Source organism: Streptomyces sp. NPDC088817, from assembly GCF_044750345.1.
GTDB lineage: Bacteria > Actinomycetota > Actinomycetes > Streptomycetales > Streptomycetaceae > Streptomyces.
On the sequence record NZ_JBIVJN010000012.1, the window covers coordinates 248,477 to 268,649 of the forward strand.

Annotated in this window: 18 protein-coding genes and 2 pseudogenes; 14 read left to right on the forward strand and 6 right to left on the reverse strand. The window is 72.8% G+C overall.

Going from position 1 to position 20,173, the window contains the following annotated elements; all coding sequences use genetic code 11:
• Positions 1–16: 16 nt before the first annotated feature.
• The 8 genes from ACIP4X_RS23115 to ACIP4X_RS23150 all read left to right on the forward strand — a co-directional run bounded on the left by ACIP4X_RS23115 (position 17) and on the right by ACIP4X_RS23150 (position 8,663).
• Positions 17–595 (forward strand): carbonic anhydrase, encoded by a 579-nt coding sequence (locus tag ACIP4X_RS23115; protein WP_358734564.1) that lies wholly within the window; start codon positions 17–19, stop codon positions 593–595.
• A gap of 133 nt (positions 596–728) precedes the next feature.
• Positions 729–1,733: a slipin family protein gene (locus ACIP4X_RS23120; protein ID WP_358734565.1), complete on the forward strand. Its 1,005-nt coding sequence runs from the start codon at positions 729–731 to the stop codon at positions 1,731–1,733.
• Between the two features lie 70 nt (positions 1,734–1,803).
• Complete coding sequence (locus ACIP4X_RS23125; RefSeq protein WP_358734566.1) at positions 1,804–2,391, forward strand: YbhB/YbcL family Raf kinase inhibitor-like protein; 588 nt, start codon at positions 1,804–1,806, stop codon at positions 2,389–2,391.
• 110 nt (positions 2,392–2,501) lie between these two features.
• Complete coding sequence (locus ACIP4X_RS23130; RefSeq protein ID WP_358734567.1) at positions 2,502–3,371, forward strand: polysaccharide deacetylase family protein; 870 nt, start codon at positions 2,502–2,504, stop codon at positions 3,369–3,371.
• A 35-nt stretch (positions 3,372–3,406) separates the two neighbouring features.
• The gene (locus ACIP4X_RS23135) at positions 3,407–4,174 is read left to right on the forward strand and encodes a peptidyl-tRNA hydrolase (RefSeq protein ID WP_358734583.1); all 768 of its coding nucleotides are present in this window, start codon (positions 3,407–3,409) and stop codon (positions 4,172–4,174) included.
• A 303-nt stretch (positions 4,175–4,477) separates the two neighbouring features.
• Positions 4,478–5,824 carry a DUF692 family multinuclear iron-containing protein gene (locus tag ACIP4X_RS23140; RefSeq protein WP_391459563.1) on the forward strand — a complete coding sequence of 449 codons (1,347 nt, stop codon included), beginning with the start codon at positions 4,478–4,480 and terminating at the stop codon, positions 5,822–5,824.
• Between the two features lie 126 nt (positions 5,825–5,950).
• A complete protein-coding gene (locus ACIP4X_RS23145) occupies positions 5,951–6,775 on the forward strand; it encodes a TIGR04222 domain-containing membrane protein (protein ID WP_391459565.1) in 825 nt (274 codons plus the stop codon).
• A 190-nt stretch (positions 6,776–6,965) separates the two neighbouring features.
• Positions 6,966–8,663, forward strand: a complete 1,698-nt coding sequence (locus ACIP4X_RS23150) for an alpha/beta fold hydrolase (protein WP_391459567.1) — start codon at positions 6,966–6,968, stop codon at positions 8,661–8,663.
• Between the two features lie 50 nt (positions 8,664–8,713).
• Here ACIP4X_RS23150 and hemQ read toward each other — a convergent pair whose 3' ends face one another.
• Positions 8,714–9,445, reverse strand: a complete 732-nt coding sequence (hemQ, locus tag ACIP4X_RS23155; protein WP_358738262.1) for a hydrogen peroxide-dependent heme synthase — start codon at positions 9,443–9,445, stop codon at positions 8,714–8,716.
• 4 nt (positions 9,446–9,449) lie between these two features.
• Positions 9,450–10,904, reverse strand: a complete 1,455-nt coding sequence (gene hemG, locus ACIP4X_RS23160; RefSeq protein ID WP_358738260.1) for a protoporphyrinogen oxidase — start codon at positions 10,902–10,904, stop codon at positions 9,450–9,452.
• A 170-nt stretch (positions 10,905–11,074) separates the two neighbouring features.
• On the opposite strand from hemG, the gene ACIP4X_RS23165 reads away from it, so the two are divergent.
• The 3 genes from ACIP4X_RS23165 to ACIP4X_RS23175 all read left to right on the forward strand — a co-directional run bounded on the left by ACIP4X_RS23165 (position 11,075) and on the right by ACIP4X_RS23175 (position 14,529).
• The gene (locus ACIP4X_RS23165; protein ID WP_391459571.1) at positions 11,075–12,076 is read left to right on the forward strand and encodes a DUF4349 domain-containing protein; all 1,002 of its coding nucleotides are present in this window, start codon (positions 11,075–11,077) and stop codon (positions 12,074–12,076) included.
• A gap of 62 nt (positions 12,077–12,138) precedes the next feature.
• Entirely contained in the window at positions 12,139–13,548 is a 1,410-nt protein-coding gene (locus ACIP4X_RS23170; RefSeq protein ID WP_358738257.1) for an FAD-dependent oxidoreductase, read from the forward strand.
• Between the two features lie 162 nt (positions 13,549–13,710).
• Positions 13,711–14,529: a rhomboid family intramembrane serine protease gene (locus ACIP4X_RS23175; protein WP_358738255.1), complete on the forward strand. Its 819-nt coding sequence runs from the start codon at positions 13,711–13,713 to the stop codon at positions 14,527–14,529.
• 97 nt (positions 14,530–14,626) lie between these two features.
• On the opposite strand, the pseudogene ACIP4X_RS23180 reads toward ACIP4X_RS23175, so the two are convergent.
• Positions 14,627–15,556: pseudogene (locus ACIP4X_RS23180) on the reverse strand (IS630 family transposase); the annotation flags it as partial.
• Positions 15,557–15,809: 253 nt separating this feature from the next.
• Between ACIP4X_RS23180 and ACIP4X_RS23185 the strand changes: the two are divergent.
• Positions 15,810–16,577: a glucose 1-dehydrogenase gene (locus ACIP4X_RS23185; RefSeq protein ID WP_326804647.1), complete on the forward strand. Its 768-nt coding sequence runs from the start codon at positions 15,810–15,812 to the stop codon at positions 16,575–16,577.
• Positions 16,578–16,910: 333 nt separating this feature from the next.
• Here ACIP4X_RS23185 and ACIP4X_RS23190 read toward each other — a convergent pair whose 3' ends face one another.
• Together ACIP4X_RS23190 and ACIP4X_RS23195 are read right to left on the reverse strand one after the other, a co-directional pair.
• Complete coding sequence (locus ACIP4X_RS23190; protein ID WP_358738253.1) at positions 16,911–17,588, reverse strand: DUF2064 domain-containing protein; 678 nt, start codon at positions 17,586–17,588, stop codon at positions 16,911–16,913.
• Positions 17,585–18,258 (reverse strand): annotated as a pseudogene (locus ACIP4X_RS23195) (glycosyltransferase family 2 protein). The gene ACIP4X_RS23190 and the pseudogene ACIP4X_RS23195 overlap by 4 nt, the downstream one beginning before the upstream one ends.
• 51 nt (positions 18,259–18,309) lie before the next feature.
• Here ACIP4X_RS23195 and ACIP4X_RS23200 point away from each other — a divergent pair.
• Positions 18,310–18,576, forward strand: a complete 267-nt coding sequence (locus ACIP4X_RS23200) for a hypothetical protein (protein ID WP_391459574.1) — start codon at positions 18,310–18,312, stop codon at positions 18,574–18,576.
• 120 nt (positions 18,577–18,696) lie between these two features.
• On the opposite strand, the gene ACIP4X_RS23205 is transcribed toward ACIP4X_RS23200, so the two are convergent.
• A complete protein-coding gene (locus tag ACIP4X_RS23205) occupies positions 18,697–19,089 on the reverse strand; it encodes a YbhB/YbcL family Raf kinase inhibitor-like protein (RefSeq protein WP_391459576.1) in 393 nt (130 codons plus the stop codon).
• A gap of 646 nt (positions 19,090–19,735) precedes the next feature.
• Here ACIP4X_RS23205 and ACIP4X_RS23210 point away from each other — a divergent pair.
• Complete coding sequence (locus tag ACIP4X_RS23210) at positions 19,736–20,107, forward strand: hypothetical protein (RefSeq protein ID WP_401350350.1); 372 nt, start codon at positions 19,736–19,738, stop codon at positions 20,105–20,107.
• The last annotated feature ends 66 nt before the right edge of the window (positions 20,108–20,173 follow it).

Consider the following 20,173-nt stretch of genomic DNA (forward strand, 5'->3'; position numbering starts at 1 on the left):
AGACACGGAGTCGCCCATGCAGCCCCTGATCCACAACGCCCGTACGTTCGGACGGCGCCCGGAGGACTTCGCCCGGCTCGCCGAGGGCCAGTCCCCCGAGGTCCTGTTCATCACCTGCTCCGACTCGCGGGTCGTCCCGGCCCTGATCACCGGCGCCCGGCCCGGCGAACTGTTCGAGCTGCGCACCGCGGGCAACATCGTGCCGCCGTACGCCTCGGCGCGGCCCACCGCCGAGGCGGCCACCATCGAGTACGCGGTGGAGGTGCTCGGCGTCGGCGACATCGTCGTCTGCGGCCACTCCCACTGCGGCGCGGTCGGCGCCCTCGTGCGCGGGGACGACCTCGACGCCGTGCCCGCCGTACGGGACTGGCTGGCGCAGGCGACGCCCCGGCCGGCGGGGGCCGCCCAGGACCCGGCGGTCGCCGAGGGCGTCCAGAGCCACGCCCTGGCCCAGGTGCTGCGGCTGCGCTCGTACCCGTGCGTCGGGAAACGGCTCGCGGACGGGCGGCTCACGCTGCACGCCTGGTACTACGAGGTGCACACCGGCGCGGTGCTGGCGCACTGTCCCCGGACGGACGCGTTCACGGCCCTGTGACCCCGCGGCCTGCGACCCCGCTGCCCTGTGAGCGGGGGGGACGTCCGGTGGCTCGACCGTGGCGCCGGAGCGGGCATATCGTTGAAGCGAGCGCATAGCAGGCATACCGGCGACCGGTCGAGGAGTCCTCGTCATGGTGCAGGAACTGGTGACCGCCGTGATCTCCGCGGGCTGCGTGGGGTTCGTGTACCTCGCCGCGGCGATGCGGGTCGTCAAGCAGTACGAACGCGGGGTGGTGTTGCGCCTGGGGCGGCAGACCGGTGAGCCGCGCCCGCCGGGCCTGGCGGTGATCGTCCCGTTCGTGGACCGGCTCTACAAGGTCAACATGCAGATCGTCACGCTGCCGATCCCGGCCCAGGAGGGGATCACCCGGGACAACGTGACGGTACGCGTGGACGCGGTGGTCTACTTCAGGGTGGTCGACGCCGTCAGCGCGCTCATCCGTGTGGAGGACTACAAGTTCGCGGTCTCGCAGATGGCGCAGACGTCCCTGCGCTCGATCATCGGCAAGAGCGACCTGGACGACCTGCTGTCCAACCGCGAGAAGCTGAACCAGGGTCTCGAGCTGATGATCGACAGCCCGGCCGTCGGATGGGGCGTGCAGATCGACCGGGTGGAGATCAAGGACGTCTCCCTGCCGGACACGATGAAGCGGTCCATGGCACGGCAGGCGGAGGCCGACCGTGACCGGCGGGCCCGCATCATCAACGCGGACGCGGAGTTCCAGGCGTCGAAGAAGCTGGCGGAGGCGGCCCAGCAGATGGCGGACACGCCCGCCGCGCTGCAACTGCGGCTGCTCCAGACGGTGACGGCGGTCGCCGCCGAGAAGAACTCCACCCTGGTGCTGCCCTTCCCGGTCGAGCTGCTGCGGTTCCTGGAGAAGGCCCAGCGGGAGCCGGAACCGGAGCGGTCCAGGAGCCTGGACGGGAGCACGACGCCGACGGCACCCCGTCCGCCCGAGGAGCTGCTGGAGGGTGCCGCGGAGGTGTCCACGGATCCCGACGGCCCCGCCCCCGAGCCGCCCTCGGTCACCCCCGTCCGGAGCAGTGCCGATTCGGCCCCGATCACGCCCGTCCGGAGCAGCGCCGACGCGGTCACTCCGGAGCCGGACGGCAGCGCGGCCCGCACCGGGACGTAGCTGCCGACTGCATCCCCCGGACGGCCCCGCGCGGTCGCGGTGCCGTGAGGACGTCGTTAGCGTGCGTGGCATGCGCAGCAGGCTCGTGGGGGTTGTCCTGATCGCGACGCTGGGGGGCCTCGCGGGATGCGGGGGCGGGGGCTCGGGTGCCGCCGCCACGTCCAGCGCCGACGGCACCGTCTCACCTGGCGCCGCGACACCCTCTGCGGCGGCCCGGATGACCGTGTCGAGCCCGGCGTTCGCCGACGGCGGCACGGTGCCCGGCCGCTACACGTGCGGCGGGGCGGACGTCTCGCCGCCGCTGGCTTTCTCGGGGGTTCCCGGACGCACGGCGGGGCTGGTCCTGCTGGTCGAGGACCGGGACGCCCCCGGGGGCACGTTCACGCACTGGCTGGTGTGGAACATGGACCCGCGCACCAGGAGCCTGCCGACGGACGCGGCCCCGCCGGGCGCCACCCAGGGGCGCAACGACTTCTCGAAGACGGGCTACAGCGGCCCCTGCCCGCCGCCGGGCACACCCCACCGCTATGCCTTCACGGTGTACGCCGCCGACCGCCGCCTCGCCCTGAAGCCGAACGCCACGGCCGCCGACGTGCGGCACGCGCTGATCGGCCACACCCTGGCCTCCGGCACCCTCACCGCCCACTACGGCCGCTGAGCCGGGACCGGACCGCCGGGCCGGGGGCCACGGGGCACCCGGCCACCGGGTGGGTGACCGCGCGGCCATGCCGTCGTTCCCATGATCGAAGAAGGTCATATGTTCATCGGGTGATCCCACTTGTACGACGCATCACCGCCGTCTGCGCCCTCGGTGCCGCCCTGGCCGCCTGCGGCGGCAACGAGGCTCCCCGCGCCGGGCTGACGGCCCCCTCGAAGTCCGCGCCGGCCTCACCCTCCGCGCCGGCCAGTCCCTCGCCCTCCCGGCCGCCGAACCTCACCCCGGGACCCGGCGGTCTGACCCCCGTCTTCAGCAACGGCCCCCGGACCAAGGGGAAGACAGTCGCGCTCACCTTCGACGCGGACATGACCGCCGACGAGGGACCGCGCGCGGCGGCGGGCGAGCACTTCGACAACCCGGAGCTGATCGCCACCCTGCGCGCCCTGAAGGCGCCGGCCACGGTGTTCATGACCGGCCGCTGGGCCGAGCAGTACCCCGACCAGGCCCGCTCCATCGGCAGCGACCCCCTGTTCGAGCTGGCCAACCACTCCTACAGCCACTACGCGTTCACGGCGAACTGCTACGGACTGCCCAGGGTGCCCGCCGACCGGATGCGGTCGGACGTGGAGGGCGCGTACGAGGCGTTCCGCAAGGCGGGCGTGCCGCACGCGATGCCGTACTTCCGCTTCCCCGGCGGCTGCTACGACCAGCAGTCCCTGCGGGCGCTCAGCAGTCTCGGCGTCACCGCGGTGCAGTGGGACGTGGTGAGCGGAGACGCGTTCGCGACGGACGCGGACGCCGTGGTCCAGCAGGTCCTGAACGGGGTCAAGCCGGGCTCGGTCGTGGTCATGCACTGCACCCGCAGCGCCGCCCCCACGACCGAGCGCGTGGTACGCGCCGTCGTACCGGAGCTGCGCAAGAGGGGCTACCGCCTGGTGAAGGTCTCCGACCTGATCGCCGCCTCGACCGACCACGCCTGACGGCCCGGCCGGGGGCCGGCGGGGCGGCTGGCAGACTGGGCGCCGTGAGCACCGACGAGAGCACCACGGCCACCGCCCCGCAGGACAGCCCGTTCCGGTCCGAGCCCGGCGCGCGCGACGAGGCGCGGCAGTTCGTGCTGCCGCTGGTGGTGCGGATCGAGCGGGCCGCTCCCCCGGCCCGTACGGACGCCCTGGAGACCGCGGCCCGGGCCGTCCTGGTGCTGCTCGCCGACGAGCGCTCGGCCGGTGACGGGGAGTGGGCCCGGGCCGTGCGGGACTGGCAGGACGCCCGGATCCGCAAGGTGGTGCGGCGGGCGCGCGGCGCCGAGTGGCGGCGGGCCGAGGCCCTGCCCGGCATCACCGTCACCGGCACGGCGGCGCAGGTGCGGGTCTTCCCGCCCGTACCGCTGGACGGCTGGCCCAAGGACCTGGCCAAGCTCCAGGTCTCCGGCACCGAACTCGACGACCCGGAGCCGCCCGCCGCGCCGGACCCGGACGTCCCGGTGCTGTGGATGAGCCCCCGGCTGGACATGTCCGCGGGCAAGGCGATGGCTCAGGCCGGCCACGGCGCCCAGCTCGCCTGGTGGGAACTGTCCGAGGAGCGGCGCGCGGCCTGGCGGGACGCGGGCTTCCCGCTCGGCGTCCGCACCGCCGACCCCGCCCACTGGGCAGACCTCACCTCCGGCGGACTGCCGGTCGTACGCGACGCCGGCTTCACGGAGATCGCCCCCGGCTCCTGCACGGTCGCCGCCGACCACCCCGCGCTGCGCCCGAACCGGGTCCAGGCGCACGGCGGCGCCTAGTGCTGTGGCCGGGAAGGTTTGCCGGGAAGCTCGCGGCGTCCGGTGCTGGGGGTACCTCCCACGCCGTCCAGGCAGTGGGGGAGCATCGCAAGGCGGAGTATCGCCCGCGCGTACTGGATGTACTCGGGTGATGCGACAACGCGGCGAGGTGCCGTGCCGGGCGTCGCGAGCCGGTGAACCTTTCCGGTCACAGCACTAGCTCAAATGTTGCTCTGAAGGTGCGGGCCGCGGGGTTCGAGGCCCGGCGCCCGGGCCATACCCCCGTCACGTGCACCGGTGTGGAGGCAAGGGGGCGGGGGCAGGATGGAGCGGCTCGGGACGGGAATCGGGTGGCGGCCGGAGATCGCGGACGCGGTGGAGGCGATGCCGGGCATCGACTGGGTCGAGGTCGTCGCCGAGAACGTGTGCCCCGCGCATCTGCCCGACTCGCTGCTGCGCCTGCGCGGCCGCGGGGTGACCGTGGTGCCGCACGGGGTCTCGCTCGGCCTCGGCGGGGCCGACCGGCCTGACGAGGGCCGGCTGACCGCCCTCGCCGAGCGGGCACGGGCGCTCGGCTCGCCGCTGGTCACCGAGCACATCGCGTTCGTACGGGCGGGCGGCGCGCTGACCGCCTCGCCGCGGCTGGAGGCCGGGCACCTGCTGCCCGTGCCGCGCACCCGCGACGCTCTCGACGTGCTGTGCGAGAACGTCCGTATCGCGCAGGAGGCACTGCCCGTGCCGCTCGCCGTGGAGAACATCGCCGCGCTGCTGGCCTGGCCGGACGAGGAGCTGACGGAGGGGCAGTTCCTGTACGAGCTGGCCGACCGCACAGGCGTGATGCTGCTGATCGACGTGGCCAATCTGCACACCAACCACGTCAACCGGGGCGAGGACCCGGCCCGTGCGCTGGCCGAACTCCCCCTCGAAGCGCTCGCGTACGTCCATGTGGCGGGCGGCTTCGAACGGGACGGCGTCTGGCACGACAGCCACGCCCACCCGGTGCCGCGCCCGGTCCTCGACATCCTGACCGACCTCGCCTCGCGCGTCGCCCCACCGGGGGTCCTGCTGGAACGCGACGAGAACTTCCCGGAACCGGCCGAACTGGAGCGGGAGTTGGCAGCCATCGGAACGGCGGTGAGGTCGGGCCGCACAGCGCCCGTGCACGCCGCGACCGACTCCGACCCGGCGCCCGCGCCTGTCCCCGACGCCGCACCCGATGATGCGCGCGGGCCGGAACGGCGGGCGGCCGGGTCGGAATGCGCGCGGCAGCGGCTCGCGCTCGCGCAGACCTCGTTGCTCTCGGCGCTCGTCGCCGGGACGCCCGCGCCGGAGGGGTTCGACCGGGTGCGCATCGGCGTGCAGGCGCGCTCGCTGGCCGCGAAGCGGGCGGACGTCGTGGCCAAGGTGGCGCCCGAACTCCCGCTGCTGCTCGGCGAGGGCTACCGGACCGCGTTCCTCGCCTACGCGCAGACGCACCCGATGACCGGGGGCTACCGGCAGGACGCCCTGGAGTTCGCGGAGTCCCTGCTGCTCGCCGGCCGGCCTCATGACGCGGTCGTCCGGCGGGAGTTGCGGGAGTGGTGGCTGGACCGCTCGGGCCCGGCGCCCCGGTCGCACCGCCCGGCGGCACGGATGGCCCGCGCGGCCCAGCGGGTGCTGCTGCGCCGCTGAGCCCGGCCCCGCCGCCCCGATGCCCCTGACCTCGGGAAACAAACGGAACGTCACATACCGGCAACACTCTGTCCGGATGGCGGACAAGGCATGGCGTTTCCCAGGCCTCTGGCATAGAAACGCGTCATGTTCTGGGTCCTTCTCCTGCTTCTGGCCTGGGCCTTCGCGGGCACGGCGTGCCTGCGGCTGTGCCTGGCCGCGGTGCGCGCCGCGGCCGTCGACGTGGACGCGGGCCGGGACCGCGATCTGACGCTCTACGAGGCGGCGTTCCTCTCGGGCGGACCGGCGCGGGTCGCCGAGCTGACCCTGGTCTCCATGGCACGCCAGCGCCGGCTGCTGCTCGCGCACACCGGCTGGGCGACGGTCGTCGATCCGCGCGGGCGGGACGAGATGGAGCGTTCCGTCATAGGGGCGATCGGCCCGGAGGGGCAGTCCCGGATCGCGCCGGTACGCGCGGCGGCGGCCACCGCGGACGCGGTGCGCGGCCTCGCCGACCGGCTCGTCAGGGCCGGGCTCGCCGTGCCGGACGGGGACGGGTCCACGATCGCGGCCGGGGTCCGCCGGGTGCGGATGGCCGCGCTGGCCGTCCTCGCCCTGAGCCTGACCGCGCTGCTGCTGCCCGGCCCGACCGGGATGCCTCGCGAGCTGATCGCCCTCTGGTTCGCGCTGCCGCTCGCGCTGACCCTGAGCTGCCTGGCCATCGCCCGCTTCGAGGTCCACCCGTACTCGCGTTGGGCCTCCCCGGCCGGCCAGCGCCTGCTCGGCGGCCTGACCCGCCGGATGAGCGGCGCCGGCGACGAGCGCACGTACCTGGCCTCCGTGGCCGTACGCGGCGTCAACGCCATCGGCGAACCGAACCTGCGCGCGGCCTTCGCCCACCACGACCGGCCCGCGCAGGACCACCCCGCACGCAACCGCCCCCCGCACGGCCGGGCTTCCCGGGACCGCTAGCCCCGCGACCGCCCCGGCAGTACCACCAGGCGTGCGGCGGCCGTGCGTGCCGGAGCGCGCGCCCGGTACCGGCGCCCGCTCGGGGCGCGCCGGGGGCATCGGCGGCGACACCGGCGGGCGGTGCTTGCCCTGGCCGCCGGGCTGAACGAAACATCCCTTCTGTCGCTGCCGTGCACCGAAGGGATACGCGATGTCCGCTGCCGCCGTCTGGACGGCCGCCGGGTCCCTGTTCCTCACCGCCCTCGCCGGGACCCCGGCCACGTCCACCGCACACCTCCCCGACGCACCGGCCTCCTCCGCCGCGCGCATCCCGGGTGGCACTGCGGAACTGCGTGGCGTCGTCGTGGCCGCGGCGTGGGCGCGGGCGGCCGGGATCGACTTCGGCGCGTGTCCGAAGGCGCGGGAGCTGCCCCGGGCCATGGAGTGCGGCACGGTCGAGGTGCCCCTCGACTACGCGCACCCCGACGGCAAGCGGATCCGGCTCGCCGTCAGCCGGGTGCGGGCCACACACGAGGATCCGCACAACAGTAAGCGCAGGGTGCCCCGTCAGGGCGCCCTCGTGTTCAACCCGGGCGGTCCGGGCGGCGACGGCACCTCCTTCCCGCTGATGGGCCTGCTGCCGGAGTGGAAGCGCGTCGCCTCCGCGTACGACCTCGTCGGCTACGCCCCGCGCGGGGTGGGCCGGTCGGCCCCGCTGTCCTGCCAGGACCCGAAGGACTTCTTCGAGCTCAAGACGCCAGGACCCGCCCCGACGCACCCCTCACGGGCGTACAAGGAGCGGCGCGTCGCCGAGGCCAAGGCGTACGCGGGCGGCTGCGCCCGGCGTGCGGGCGAGTCCCTGCGTCACTACAACTCCCTCAACAACGCCCGCGACCTGGACGTGCTGCGGGCGGCGCTGGGCGAGGACCGGCTGACGTTCATGGGCGCCTCGTACGGCACCTACCTCGGTGCGCTGTACGCCGCGCTGTTCCCCGCGCACGTCCGCCGGATGGTCTTCGACGCGGCGGTGAACCCGGCGCCCGACCGGATCTGGTACCGCGCCAACCTGGACCAGTCGGCCGCGTTCGAGGCCCGCTGGGCGGACTTCCGCACATGGACGGCGCGGCACGACGACGTGTACGCGCTGGGCCGTACGGCCGGGCAGGTGCAGAGGAGCTACGAGAGGGCGCGGGAGCGACTCGCCGCCGAACCGGCGGGCGGCTCGGTGGGACCGGGCCAGTTGCAGGGCCTGTTCCTGACGGCCGGGTACTACGACGACTACTGGCCGGGCAGCGCCAAAGCCCTGTCGGCGTATCTGAAGGGCGACCCGAAGCCGCTGGTCGCGCTGGCGGCCCCGCACCGGGAGGGGGCCGCCGCAGGGGAGAACGGCAGCGCGGTCTACACGGCCGTGGAGTGCAACGACGCTCCCTGGCCGACCGACTTCGCGGTCTGGGACCGGGACAACACGCGGCTCGCGCGGGTGGCGCCGTTCGAGACCTGGAGCAATGTGTGGGCGAACCTGCCGTGCGCCTACTGGCCGGCGCCCCGGCAGCGGCCCCTGGACGTGAGGACCGGCCCCGGCGAGCTGCCGCCGACGCTGATCCTGGCCGCCGAACGGGACGCGGCCGCGCCGTACGCGGGCGCCCTGGAGCTGCGCGGGCGGCTGGCCGGTTCGGCGCTGGTGACCGAGCGGGGCGCGGGCACCCACGGCATCGCGGGCGGGCCGAACGCCTGCGTCAACGCGCATCTGGACGCCTACCTGCTCCAGGGCCGCCTGCCGGGGCGGCAGGCGGTGTGCGCCCCGCGCGCGGAGCCGCGGCCGCACGGCCCGACCTTCCAGGAGACCCGCGTACGCCAGTTGCGTGAGGCCTTGAAGCGGGCGACCGGCCCGACCGGCGTCCCCCACTGACCGACGGGGCCAGGTCCCGGGGCCCGTCGGCCCCGGGGCACCGGCACGCGTCAGGCCAGACCGGCCACCAGCTCGGCGATGTCCTTGCGGCGCCCGGTGAAGAACGGGATCTCCTCGCGGACGTGCCGACGGGCCTCGGAGGCCCGCAGGTGGCGCATGAGGTCGACGATGCGGTGCAGCTCGTCGGCCTCGAAGGCGAGGACCCACTCGTAGTCGCCGAGGGAGAAGGACGCGACCGTGTTGGCGCGCACGTCCGGGTAGCCACGGGCCATCTTGCCGTGGTCGGCGAGCATGCGGCGGCGGTCCTCGTCGGGCAGCAGGTACCAGTCGTAGGAGCGCACGAACGGGTAGACGCTGACGTAGTCGCGCGGCGTCTCGTCGGCGAGGAACGCCGGGATGTGCGAGCGGTTGAACTCGGCGGGGCGGTGCAGCGCCATGTTCGACCACACCGGCTCCATGGCACGGCCCAGCCTGGTACGGCGGAAGAGGTTGTACGCCTCCTGGAGCTGGTCGCTGTTCTCGGCGTGCCACCAGATCATGAGGTCGGCGTCGGCACGCAGGCCCGAGAGGTCGTACGTGCCGCGGATGGTCACGTCCTTGGCGGCGAGCTGGTCGAACAGCTCCTGGACCTCGTCCGCGTAGCCCGCGCGGTCCTCGGGGAGCACGTCCTTCAGCTTGAAGACGGACCACAGCGTGTAGCGGATGACCTCGTTGAGGTCCTTGGCCAGCTTGCCCTTGTTCGGGATCCTGCCGGACTCGGTGGTGGGGGCGTCGTCACTCATGATGCTATTCTCCCGCTCCGCCGTGCGGACTCTGCACCGGGTCCGCGGTGAGTTCCCGCGTGGCCCGCAGGTCGCCCCTCAGCCCGTCGACGGCCGCGTACGCGCTCGCGACGCACGCGGGGATGCCCACCCCGTCGTACACCGCGCCGCACACCGCCAGACCGGGCAGCTTGCCGACGTGCTCACGGATGCGCGCCACGCGCGCGTGGTGGCCGACCGGGTACTGGGGCAGCCCGTCGGTCCAGCGGGTGACACGGGTCTCCAGGGGCGTGGCGTCCAGGCCGGTCGCCTCGCGCAGGTCGTGCCGGGAGACGTCGACGAGGTCGGCGTCCTCGCGCTGCAGGATCTCCGTCTCGCCGTACCGGCCCACCGAGGTGCGCACCACCAGCACGTCCGGGTCCTCGTCGGCGATCCAGCCCCACTTCTGGGAGGCGAAGGTGGACGCCTTGATGGTGCGGCCGTCGACGGGGGGCACCAGGAAGCCGCTGCCCTCGGGCAGTGCGGCGTCGGCGCGGCGGTAGGCGAGGGTGATCAGGGCCATGGAGGCGTACTCGACGGCCCGCAGTTCGGCGGCGGCCTCCGGGGACTCGGCGCGCAGCAGCCCGGCGGCCACGGGCGCGGGCACGGCGACGATCACCGCGTCGGCGTGCAGCACGCGATCCCCGGCGGTCACCTGCCAGGACGTACGGTCCTGCCTGCGCAGCTCCGTCACCGGGGTCCCGGTCAGGATCTCGCCGCCGCGGGCACGCACCGACTCCGCGACCGCGAGCGGCAGCCGGCCCACGCCGCCCTCGATACCCATGAACACCGGCCCGGTCTGCTGCGCGGCGGCCGCCGCGGCCTGGATCTCGCGGACCCCTTCCAGCAGCGAGTCGTGGGTCTGCGCGGCCCGGAAGAGCTGGGGGACGGCCGAGCGCATCGAGATGCGGTAGGCGTCACCGGCGTAGACCCCTCCGAGCAGGGGCTCCACCAGGCGGTCGACGACCTCGCGGCCCAGGCGGGCGGCCACGTACTCGCCGACGGCCACGTCGTCGCCGACCTCCGTGCGGGGCAGCGCGGCGTCGCGCTCGATACGGGCCAGGCCCTCCTCGGACAGCACGCCGGACAACGCTGAGGCGGCGCCGGGGACGCCCATGACGTGCCCCTTCGGCATGGGGCGCAGAGCACCGCGGGTCCAGATGGAGGCGCTCGCCGTGGCGGGCGGCTGGAGGTGGTCCGCCAGTCCCGTCTCGCGTGCGAGGGTCACGGCCTCGGGCCTGCGGGCGAGCATCGACTCGGCGCCCAGGTCGACCCGGACGCCCGCGATCTCGCCCGGCAGCAGCTTGCCACCGACGCGCTCGGCCGCCTCGAGCACGGTCACCCGCGCCCCCTGCCGCAGCAGCCGGTGCGCGGCGGCCAGCCCCGCGATCCCGGCCCCGATGACGACGACATGGTCCGTGCCCGTACGCGTTGCGCTCATGAACCCACTCTCTCAGACCGCCCCGGCACGCCTGCCGCGCCCCGGTGTCCGGGCCCGAGTCGTGCCCGAGTCACGAACGTGACCGCATCGGAACCGTTTCCGGCCAACGTCTCTCGGGGGTCGGGAGTCGAAGAAGCATCAGTGGTCAACGACCCTCGGGGGTACCTCACATGCGTACACGACGTTCCGTCCGGCCCGCTTCCGCGGTGGCCGGGCTCCTGCTCGCCGCCGCCCTGTCGCTCACCGGGTGCAGCGCGGGCGACGACTCCGCCGGCGCCACCGCGGCGGACGCCCGTGCCGCGGAACAGCGGGGCGCGGCGGACAGCGCCGGCGACAGCAGCGACAGCGGCGGCCCGGCTTCCGGTGCGAAGGCCACCGCGCCGCCCAGGATCGCCGCGAACCACATCATCCGCACCGCCTCGCTCACCGTGCAGGTCAAGGACGTGCCGAAGGCCCTCGACACGGCCCGCACCGCCACCGAGAACGCCGGAGGGTACGTCGGCGACGAGAGCACCAGCCGCGACGAGCACGGGCACGAACGCACGCGCGTGGTGCTGCGCGTGCCGGTCGAACGGTACGACGAGGTGCTCGGCGATCTGGAGGGCACCGGCAAGCTGATCGAGCGCACGGCGAAGGCGCAGGACGTCACCGACCAGGTCGTCGACGTGGACAGCCGCGTCAAGTCGCAGCGCGCGAGCGTGGCGCGGGTGCGGGAGCTGATGGACCAGGCCACCCGGCTCAGTGACGTGGTCAGCCTGGAGGGCGAGTTGAGCCGCCGCGAGTCGGACCTGGAGGCGCTGCTGGCCCAGCAGGCGTCGCTGAAGGACCGCACGAGTCTGGCCACCATCACCCTGTCGCTGTCCCGGACCCCGGCGCCCAAGCCGGTGGTCGCCGGGGACGACGAGCCCGGTTTCGTGGACGCGCTGGCGGGCGGCTGGCACGTGTTCGTCACCGTGCTCCGCTGGATCGCCCTGGCCGTCGGGGCGCTGCTCCCGTTCGCCGCGGCGGCGGCCGTCGTCGCGGCGCTGTGGCTGCGGGTGATACGGCCCCGTCTGCCGCACCGTCCCGCCACCGACGCCCCCGTGACCGCGCGGGGCACGCTGCCGGCCTCCCGGCGGAAGCCCGCGCCCCCGGCCGGGGAGGCGGACGCCGAATCGGACGCCGAGGACTGAGCCGACATCGGGAGCGAGGCCGCCTCAGGACCGAGGCGGCCCGACCCCCGTAGCGTGGGCGCATGGAGATGAAGGCTGCGCGGGATGACCGGGGTACGAAGGAACGCCTTGTCGTGATCGGCGGCGACGCCGCGGGGATGTCCGCGGCGTCGCAGGCACGCCGGCTGCGCGGGCCGGACGAGTTGGAGATCGTGGCGTTCGAACGCGGCCACTTCGCCTCGTTCTCGGCCTGCGGCATCCCGTACTGGGTGGGCGGCGACGTCGACGAGCGGGACCTGCTGATCGCCCGCACGCCCGAGGAGCACCGCGCGCGGGGCATCGACCTGCGCATGCGCACCGAGGTGACGGAGATCGACGTGGCCGCCGGACGCGTGCGCGCGCGGGACCTCGAATCCGGCGCGGAGTCCTGGACGCCGTACGACAAGCTGGTGATCGCGACCGGGGCCCGCCCCGTCCGGCCCGACATGCCCGGCGCCGACGCGCCCGGCGTGCACGGGGTGCAGACCCTCGACGACGGCCAGGCCCTGCTGGACACCCTCGCACGCGCGCGTGGCCGCCGGGCGGTGGTGATCGGGGCGGGCTACATCGGAGTCGAGATGGCCGAGTCGCTCATCAAGCGCGGCTACGAGGTGACGGTCGTCAACCGCGGCCGCGAACCGATGTCGACGCTCGACCCCGACATGGGCCGACTGGTGCACGGGGCCATGTCGGGCCTGGGCATCACCATGGTCGACGACGCCGAGGTGACCAAGGTGCTCACCGGCGACGACGGAGCGGTGCGGGCGGTGGCGACCGCGGACGCCGAGTACCCGGCGGACGTGGTCGTGCTGGGCATCGGGGTGCGCCCGGAGACGGCGCTCGCGCGGGCGGCCGGGCTCCCGCTCGGCGCGCACGGCGGCCTGCTCACCGACCGCGCGATGCGGGTGCGCGGATACGAGAACATCTGGGCCGGCGGCGACTGCGTCGAGGTCCTGGACCTGGTCTCCGGACAGTTGCGCCACGTCCCGCTGGGCACCCACGCCAACAAGCACGGGCAGGTCATCGGCACCAACGTGGGCGGCGGCTACGCCACCTTCCCTGGCGTGGTCGGCACCGCGGTGAGCAAGGTGTGCGACCTGGAGATCGCGCGCACGGGGCTGCGCGAGAAGGACGCCCACCGGGTGGGCCTGCGGTTCGTGACGGCCACCGTCGAGTCGACCAGCCGCGCGGGCTACTACCCCGGCGCCTCCCCGATGACCGTCAAGATGATCGCCGAACGCCGTACCGGCCGCCTGCTGGGTGTGCAGATCGTCGGCCGTGAAGGCGCGGGGAAGCGGGTGGACATCGCCGCGGTCGCTCTCACGGCCGGTCTGACGGTGGAGCAGATGACGGCCCTGGACCTGGGCTACGCGCCGCCGTTCTCCCCGGTGTGGGACCCGGTGCTCGTGGCCGCCCGCAAGGCCGCGGTGAAGGTCCGCGACAGCACGCCGTGATCCCTGCGCCGTTCCGGCCGGCCGGTCGCGGCAGCGAGCGGACCGGACGAGTGGTCCGCCGCAGCCCGCCTTCCCCGGGCCGCGGGCGGTTGAGGAAAGGTACGTACACGCGGACGGCCGTGTTCACCGGTTCGGCGAGCGCATCGCGGGCAGTACTCTCCTGTGGTCATTCCGGTCCATGATCTGAACCCGACGCGGCACACCCCGTGGGTGACGTACGCCCTGATCGCCGCGAACGTCGTCGTGTTCCTGCTCACGCCAGGCATCGCCGGATCCGTCGCGGGCAGCAGCTCGCTGGCGCAGCTGTGCCATCTGGAGTCCTTCACGCAGCAGTGGGCACTGGTGCCGAGGGAGCTGATCCACGGTCAGCTGCCGTCGCTGGTCCCGACGGGCGGCGTCGGGGTGGGCGTGCACGGCCCGGGCTGCGTGCTGGGTCCGCCCGCCTACGACAAGTCGCCCGTGCTGTCGGTCCTCACGGCGATGTTCCTGCACGGCAGCTGGCTGCACCTGCTGGGCAACATGCTGTTCCTGCTCATCTTCGGCAACAACATCGAGGACCGCATGGGCCATGTGCGGTTCCTGCTGTTCTATGTGGTCTGCGGGTACGCGGCCGCATACGGATTCGCTCTCATGAACTCCCGGTCCGCGACTCCCCTGATCGGCGCCTCGGGAGCCATCGCCGGCGTCCTCGGCGCCTACCTGCTGCTCTACCCGAGGGCACGGGTCTGGGTGCTGGTCCCTTTCCTGATCTTCCTGCCGCTGCGACTGCCGGCCTGGGTGGTCCTGGGCTCCTGGTTCGTGCTCCAGGCGTTCTACTCCTCCGGCCAGGCCGTCGCCGAGGCGGGCACCGTGGCCTACCTGGCCCACGTGGTCGGCTTCATCGTGGGCATGCTGCTCGCCTGGCCCCTCAAGCCGGGCACTCCCCCACCGCCCGAACCGCGCGGCATCCTCTTCGGGCGGCAGACGCGACGGGCCTGGTAGGGCCATACGCCAGGAGCTGGGCAGCGCAAGGAAAACCTGAATGGCTTTACACAAGCGACGTTTGCCTTTCCGGGCCAGGCGTCGATCGTTGAACGATTCAACCACCTATACGTTTTGCCAAATCCTTGAGCCTCCAGCAGGATTCATGCTGACCCATTGCCGACTTTCCTGACGCCCTGTCAGGCGAACTACTCCTGAAGTTCCCCCTGGTAGGAGACTGCCGCGGCAGCCGGTTCCAGTGTCCTGCGCCGGAGATCCGTCGGCAGAATCGGGCGCGGGATTCGAGGATCTCCTCGGCGGTCTTGGTCCAGACGAACGGCTTGGGGTCTGCGTTCCAGTCCTTGACCCAGGCGCGGATGTCGGCTTCGAGGCTCTGGACATTCTTGTGTGCGCCGTGGCGGATCATCTGGTCGGCCAGGAACCCGAACCACCGCTCCACCTGGTTGATCCACGAGGAATCGGTCGGGGTGAAGTGCATGTGAAAGCGGGGGTGTTTGGCCAGCCACGTCCTGATCGCGGGCGTCTTGTGGGTGCCGTAGTTGTCGCAGATCAGGTGGATCTGCAGATGCGCCGGCACCTCCTTGTCGATCCGGATCAGGAACTTCTTGAACTCCGCCGCTCGGTGCCGGGGGTGCAGGGAGCTGATGACCTCGCCGGTGGCGACGTCGAACGCGGCGAACAGCGTGGTCAGCCCGTTGCGGACGTAGTCGTGCGTGCGCCGCTCGGGCACGCCCGGCATCATCGGCAGCACCGGCTAGGAGCGGTCCAGGGCCTGGATCTAGAACTTCTCGTCCACCGAGAGGACCACCGCGCCCTCGGACGGGTTGAAGTACAGCCCGACGACGTCGTAGACCTTCTCCACGAACAATGGGTCCATGGACAGCTTGAAGGTGTCCGTCAGGTGCGGCTCGAGGAGGAACCGCCGTCGCCACTTGCGGACCGTGTCGGCCGAAATCCGCAGGTTGCGGGCCACCTCGACGATGGGCGGGACATCAGGTCCGGCACACGCCAGCACAATCCGAGCCCGTCACGGTCCGCCTCCGCCCGCACGAGTGCCTTCGAATTGTCTGTCCTCGTGGCCGCCCGTAGTCCATACGGGCCGTCAAGTGCTGCCGTTCGATGGACGGTGCAGTCAGGTCCGATGCGGCTGCCGTCCGGCTATGACACCGTCCCTGCGTGGTGCCGGGGGATACGCCCCTACCCAGAGTGGAACGGGTTTCCTGCGGGTTCCGAACCACTTGCCCATCATTCACCTGGATGGTTGCCGGAAGGACTCTTGATTGTCTGGTCCCGTCGTCCTCATCACGGGCGCGCTCACCGGTATCGGCCGAGCCACCGCCTTCGCTTATGCCCGTCAAGGCGCGAACCTTGTGGTCTCCGGCCGCCACCAGGACGTGGGTGAGCAGTTTGTCAGGGAGCTCTCCGACCTTGGCGGCCCGGCCGAGTTCGTGCGAGCCGACGTCCGCTTCGAGGACGAGGTGAAGGACCTCGTCGACCGCGCGGTCGTGCGGTTCGGGCGGATCGACGTCGCCTTCAACAACGCCGGCACCGAGGGAATGCCCAGCCCTGTCACCGAGGTGACCGACGAACGTTACCAGGCCACCTTCGATACCAACGTCAAGGGAACACTGCTGTGCCTGAAGCACGAGTTCCGGGTCATGAGGGAACAAGACGGCGGCAGCATCGTTAACGTCAGCTCCAACTATGGCCTGATGGGTTACCCCGGGGCGACCTTGTACGTCGGCAGCAAGCACGCCGTCGCCGGCATCACCAAGGCGGCGGCACTCGAAGGCGCCGCTCACGGTATCCGGGTCAACGCAGTCGCGCCCGGCTACACCCGGACGGCGATGTACGAGCGATTCACCGGTGACGACGCGGCGCGTGACGCGGTGGATTCGGTGCTGCCCATGCACCGGGCGGGCACTCCGGAGGAGATCGCCGAGGTCGTACAGTTTCTGGGTTCGGACAAGGCGAGCTACGTCACCGGGCACGTCCTCCTGGTCGACGGTGGGCTCATGGCGGGCGGGCCCCTGTTCCCGAGCTCGTGAACCCCAAGGCAGGTCAGGGGCACGCGGCGGTCAGCCCATTCGCTCGATGATTTCAGACCTCACTCGCCTGGCGGCCCGGGGCAATCGGCCAGGGCTGCGGCGGCGGGCGACAGGTTCCGCGCCTCGGGCCAGCCAGGGAGAGGCGCCGTGTAGCGGCCGAGCGGCAGGTTGACCGCGCCTGGCAAGCGCCGCACGGCCGTCGACGCAAGGCGTCGGCCAGGTCCTTTCGGACACCTCAGTCGCCGGTCCGATCCTGGTCGTGACCCCGTAGGCGGCAGCAGCGACCTGCTCACCGGGACTGCGCGGCAGCGAGGCCAACGACGAATCTCCGGCTCAGGAGACCATGTGGCGGGGGTAACGCCCCAAGAGGGTGGCGAACCTCGCACCCGGTGCCGCGGCCGCGACCTCGGCCTCGTCGGGCGCTGTGTCCACGTCGCGGAGGAGCGGCAGGTCGCGCACCCGAAGGCCCGCCCCGGTGAGGCGGTCGCGTTGGGCGGCGCCGGTGTACGCGGTGGACATCGGGATGCCTCGCAGCAGCGCCGGGTCGGGCGCGGCCAGGCCCAGCGCCCAGAACCCGCCGTCCTCCGCCGGGCCGAACCACGCGTCGCACTCCCGCCACGCGCCGGGATCCGGAACGGGGGCGAGGAGCTCCAGGGTGAGTTGCGGGGTGTCCATGCCGATCAGTAGGGCGGGCCCGTCCGCGACGGTGGCGAAGGCCGCGGCCAGCCGCTCGTCCAGGCCGCCGGACACCTGCGGGATCACCTCGATGCCGGGCGGCAGCCAGCGTCCGGGCGCGCCGTCCAGGAAGAGCACGCGGCGGCGGGCCGGGCAGCGCAGCACGGTCTCCAGGGTGTCGGCGAGCGCCGCCTCCGCCAGCGCCGCCGCCTGAGCAGGGGTGTACGGCGGGGTGAGCCGGGTCTTGACGTGCCCAGGCCGCGGTTCCTTGGCCATCACCAGCAGCGCGGTCAGCCCGACCGCGCTCTCGGGCGCCAGCCCGACCGGGCCGCTCATCGGGGGGCTCCCGCCAGACGCCGGGGCGGCTCGCTGAGGACCGCGCGCATGTCGCGCACCGCGTGCCAGGTGCCACGCCAGGTGCCGGTGACCTTGGAACGGCCGGCGCGCGGGTAGTACGGCACGTCGACCTCGCGCACCCGCCATCCGGCGTCGGCAGCGCGGACGACCATCTGCAACGGGTAGCCCGACCTGCGGTCGGTCAGGCCCAGATCGAGCAGGGCCTCCCCGGGCCACCCGCATCGGACCGAGGTCGTGCAGACGCAGGCCGGTGCGGCGGCGGATCAGCCGGGCCAGCTCCCGGTTGGCGAGCCGGGCGTGTACCGGCCAGGCACCGCCTGTCGTTGGCCGGCGGCCGCCCGAGTACCAAGTCCGCCTCACCGTCCAGGACGGACTGGGCCAGGGATGGCAGCAGTCCCGGGTCGAGGGAGGCATCACAGTCGCAGAAACAAACCACGGGCGCGGTGACGGCGCGTAGCCCGGCCGCGCAGGCGGCGCCGAAGCCACGCACCGGTTCGCCCACGACGTACGCGCCCAGCGACGCGGCGAGCTCGGCGGAGCTGTCAGTGGAGCCGTTGTCGACGACCACGGCGCGCCAGCCGGGCGGGATCCGCTCCAGCACCCAGGGAAGAGCGGCTGCTTCGTCAAGGCACGGGAGTGCGACGTCCACAAGGAGCCGCTGCCTCTCGGTCACGTCTTTCAGTGTACGGAGAGCAATGGGATGGCGCGTCCGGATCTCGCCTGGTACGCGCCGCCGCCCCGTCCGGCGGTGATCGCCTGCCAGGCTGCCGAGCGGGCAGGCCGCCGGGTCGGCGGGCCCGCATGCTGTGGGAGCCGATACAAGGATCTGATCGAGATTGACACGGCGCCGGCCAGCCACAGGGGCATGCAGGAACTCAACCGTACCGATCCGGCAGCGGTCGACAAGAATCTGGCCCCGCTCCTGCCCCAACTGCGGCGAGCCGTTTCCGTACATTGCCTCATGTGAGACCCAGCGTGGGAGACCGGAACCCGCAACGAACAACCCGCTATGGCGGGCGTGCAGCGCCGTGGCGGCGGCGATGATCGAGCGCGCCCAGGCCGCTCCCGGCCCGACGGCTCCGCTGCGTCAGTGGCGCGTGTAGGGGGCGACCAGAACCGCGGTGGCGCCAGCCTGACTCCGTAGTTCTTTGAGGGTCTGACTCGGCGAGGTGTTCTGGCCGAAGGACGCCGGCAGAGGGTTGCGGAGCGCGTACAGCGTCAGCTGGTACTCGTGTGTGTGACCGGCGGGCGGGCAGGGGCCGTCGTACGTCGCCTCGCCGAAGTCGTTCAGGAGTTCCCGGGCACCGTGCGTCAGGGCGTGCGCCTGCGTTCCCGCCGCCGTTGCGGGAAGGCCGACCTGGAGCCAGTGGATCTTCTGGTTCTCCAGGTCGACCATGGACAGGGCGAGTTCGGCGGTCCCGGCGGGGACGTCCTTGAACCTGAGCCCGGGGGAGTAGTCGTGGGGGCTGTCACAGGTCATCAGGGGCAGGAACGCGCCCGACGCGTCGAAACCCTGGCCTCGGCCGAGGGCGAATGGACCTGTGGGCACCGCCGTCGCCCGGGAGACCGCAGTGGACGGGGCCGACGTCGCCCGGGTGTGCCGGGAGGATGACGAGCACGCGACGGTCGTCAGCAGTGCGGCTGCAGCAAAGGCGCCTGAGACAAGGAATCGACGCTTCATGGTGGAAACGTATGCCAGGCGGACGCCGACAGCCCGAACCGGCTCACGGCTTCCTGCCCCTCGGTCCCCGGCCCCGGCTGGGCCGCAGGCATCGGAAGGGCCCGACCCTGTCGAACAGCGGCCAGACCCCCTTGAAGGCGCCCCTGTCGTGCTCGGACTTCCAGCACATCCCCTCCCCGCGGCAAGTGCCGAGGAGCGCCAGTTACTCGCCGGGAAGGCGATCTGGCGGCGCTCCGCGGTCGGCTCGTGCCGGCCGGACTCGATGTGGCTGACGTAGCACCTACGTCATCCAGCGGTGCTTGTATCTGTTCGGTTTCTGGGAGCCGAACCTGACCGCGCTCCTGACCGCCCGGCTCGCGCGCGGGGTTATCTTCGTCGACGTCGGCGCGAACATCGGCTGGGGTACGAGCCGGGCAACGTCAGCCGGTTCGCGCTGCTGCGGCTGGTGCTGCCGGACGCGTGGGCCGGTCCGGCCGTCGTCGCACTCGTGGCGCTCAGCGCCTGGTACGTCCTGCGGCGCGGCGATCCGGAGCGACCGTGGCATGGATCGCTGCTGGTCACGGGCACCGCGCTGCTGCTCACCTCGCCTGTGTACTACTGGTACGCGCTGCTCGTCGTGGCCCTCGTGGCGATGGGTGGCCGATGGGAGTGGCTCGCCGTCGCTGCCGCGGGCACCGTGCTGTATGTCGCGGGCGGACTGCAGCAGCAGGCTGTTCAGGCCTCCGCGTACGGGGTGGCCGCCGTGACGGTGCTCGCCGGCGCACTCGTCAGGGCGCGGGCGCGTGGCAGCGGAGACAGGGGGCGGGACGGTGCGTGAGGGCAGGCGTGTCGGCCACATGGGGCGCGAGGCGTCATCGGTGGCGGCGTCTGAAGACGACCATCC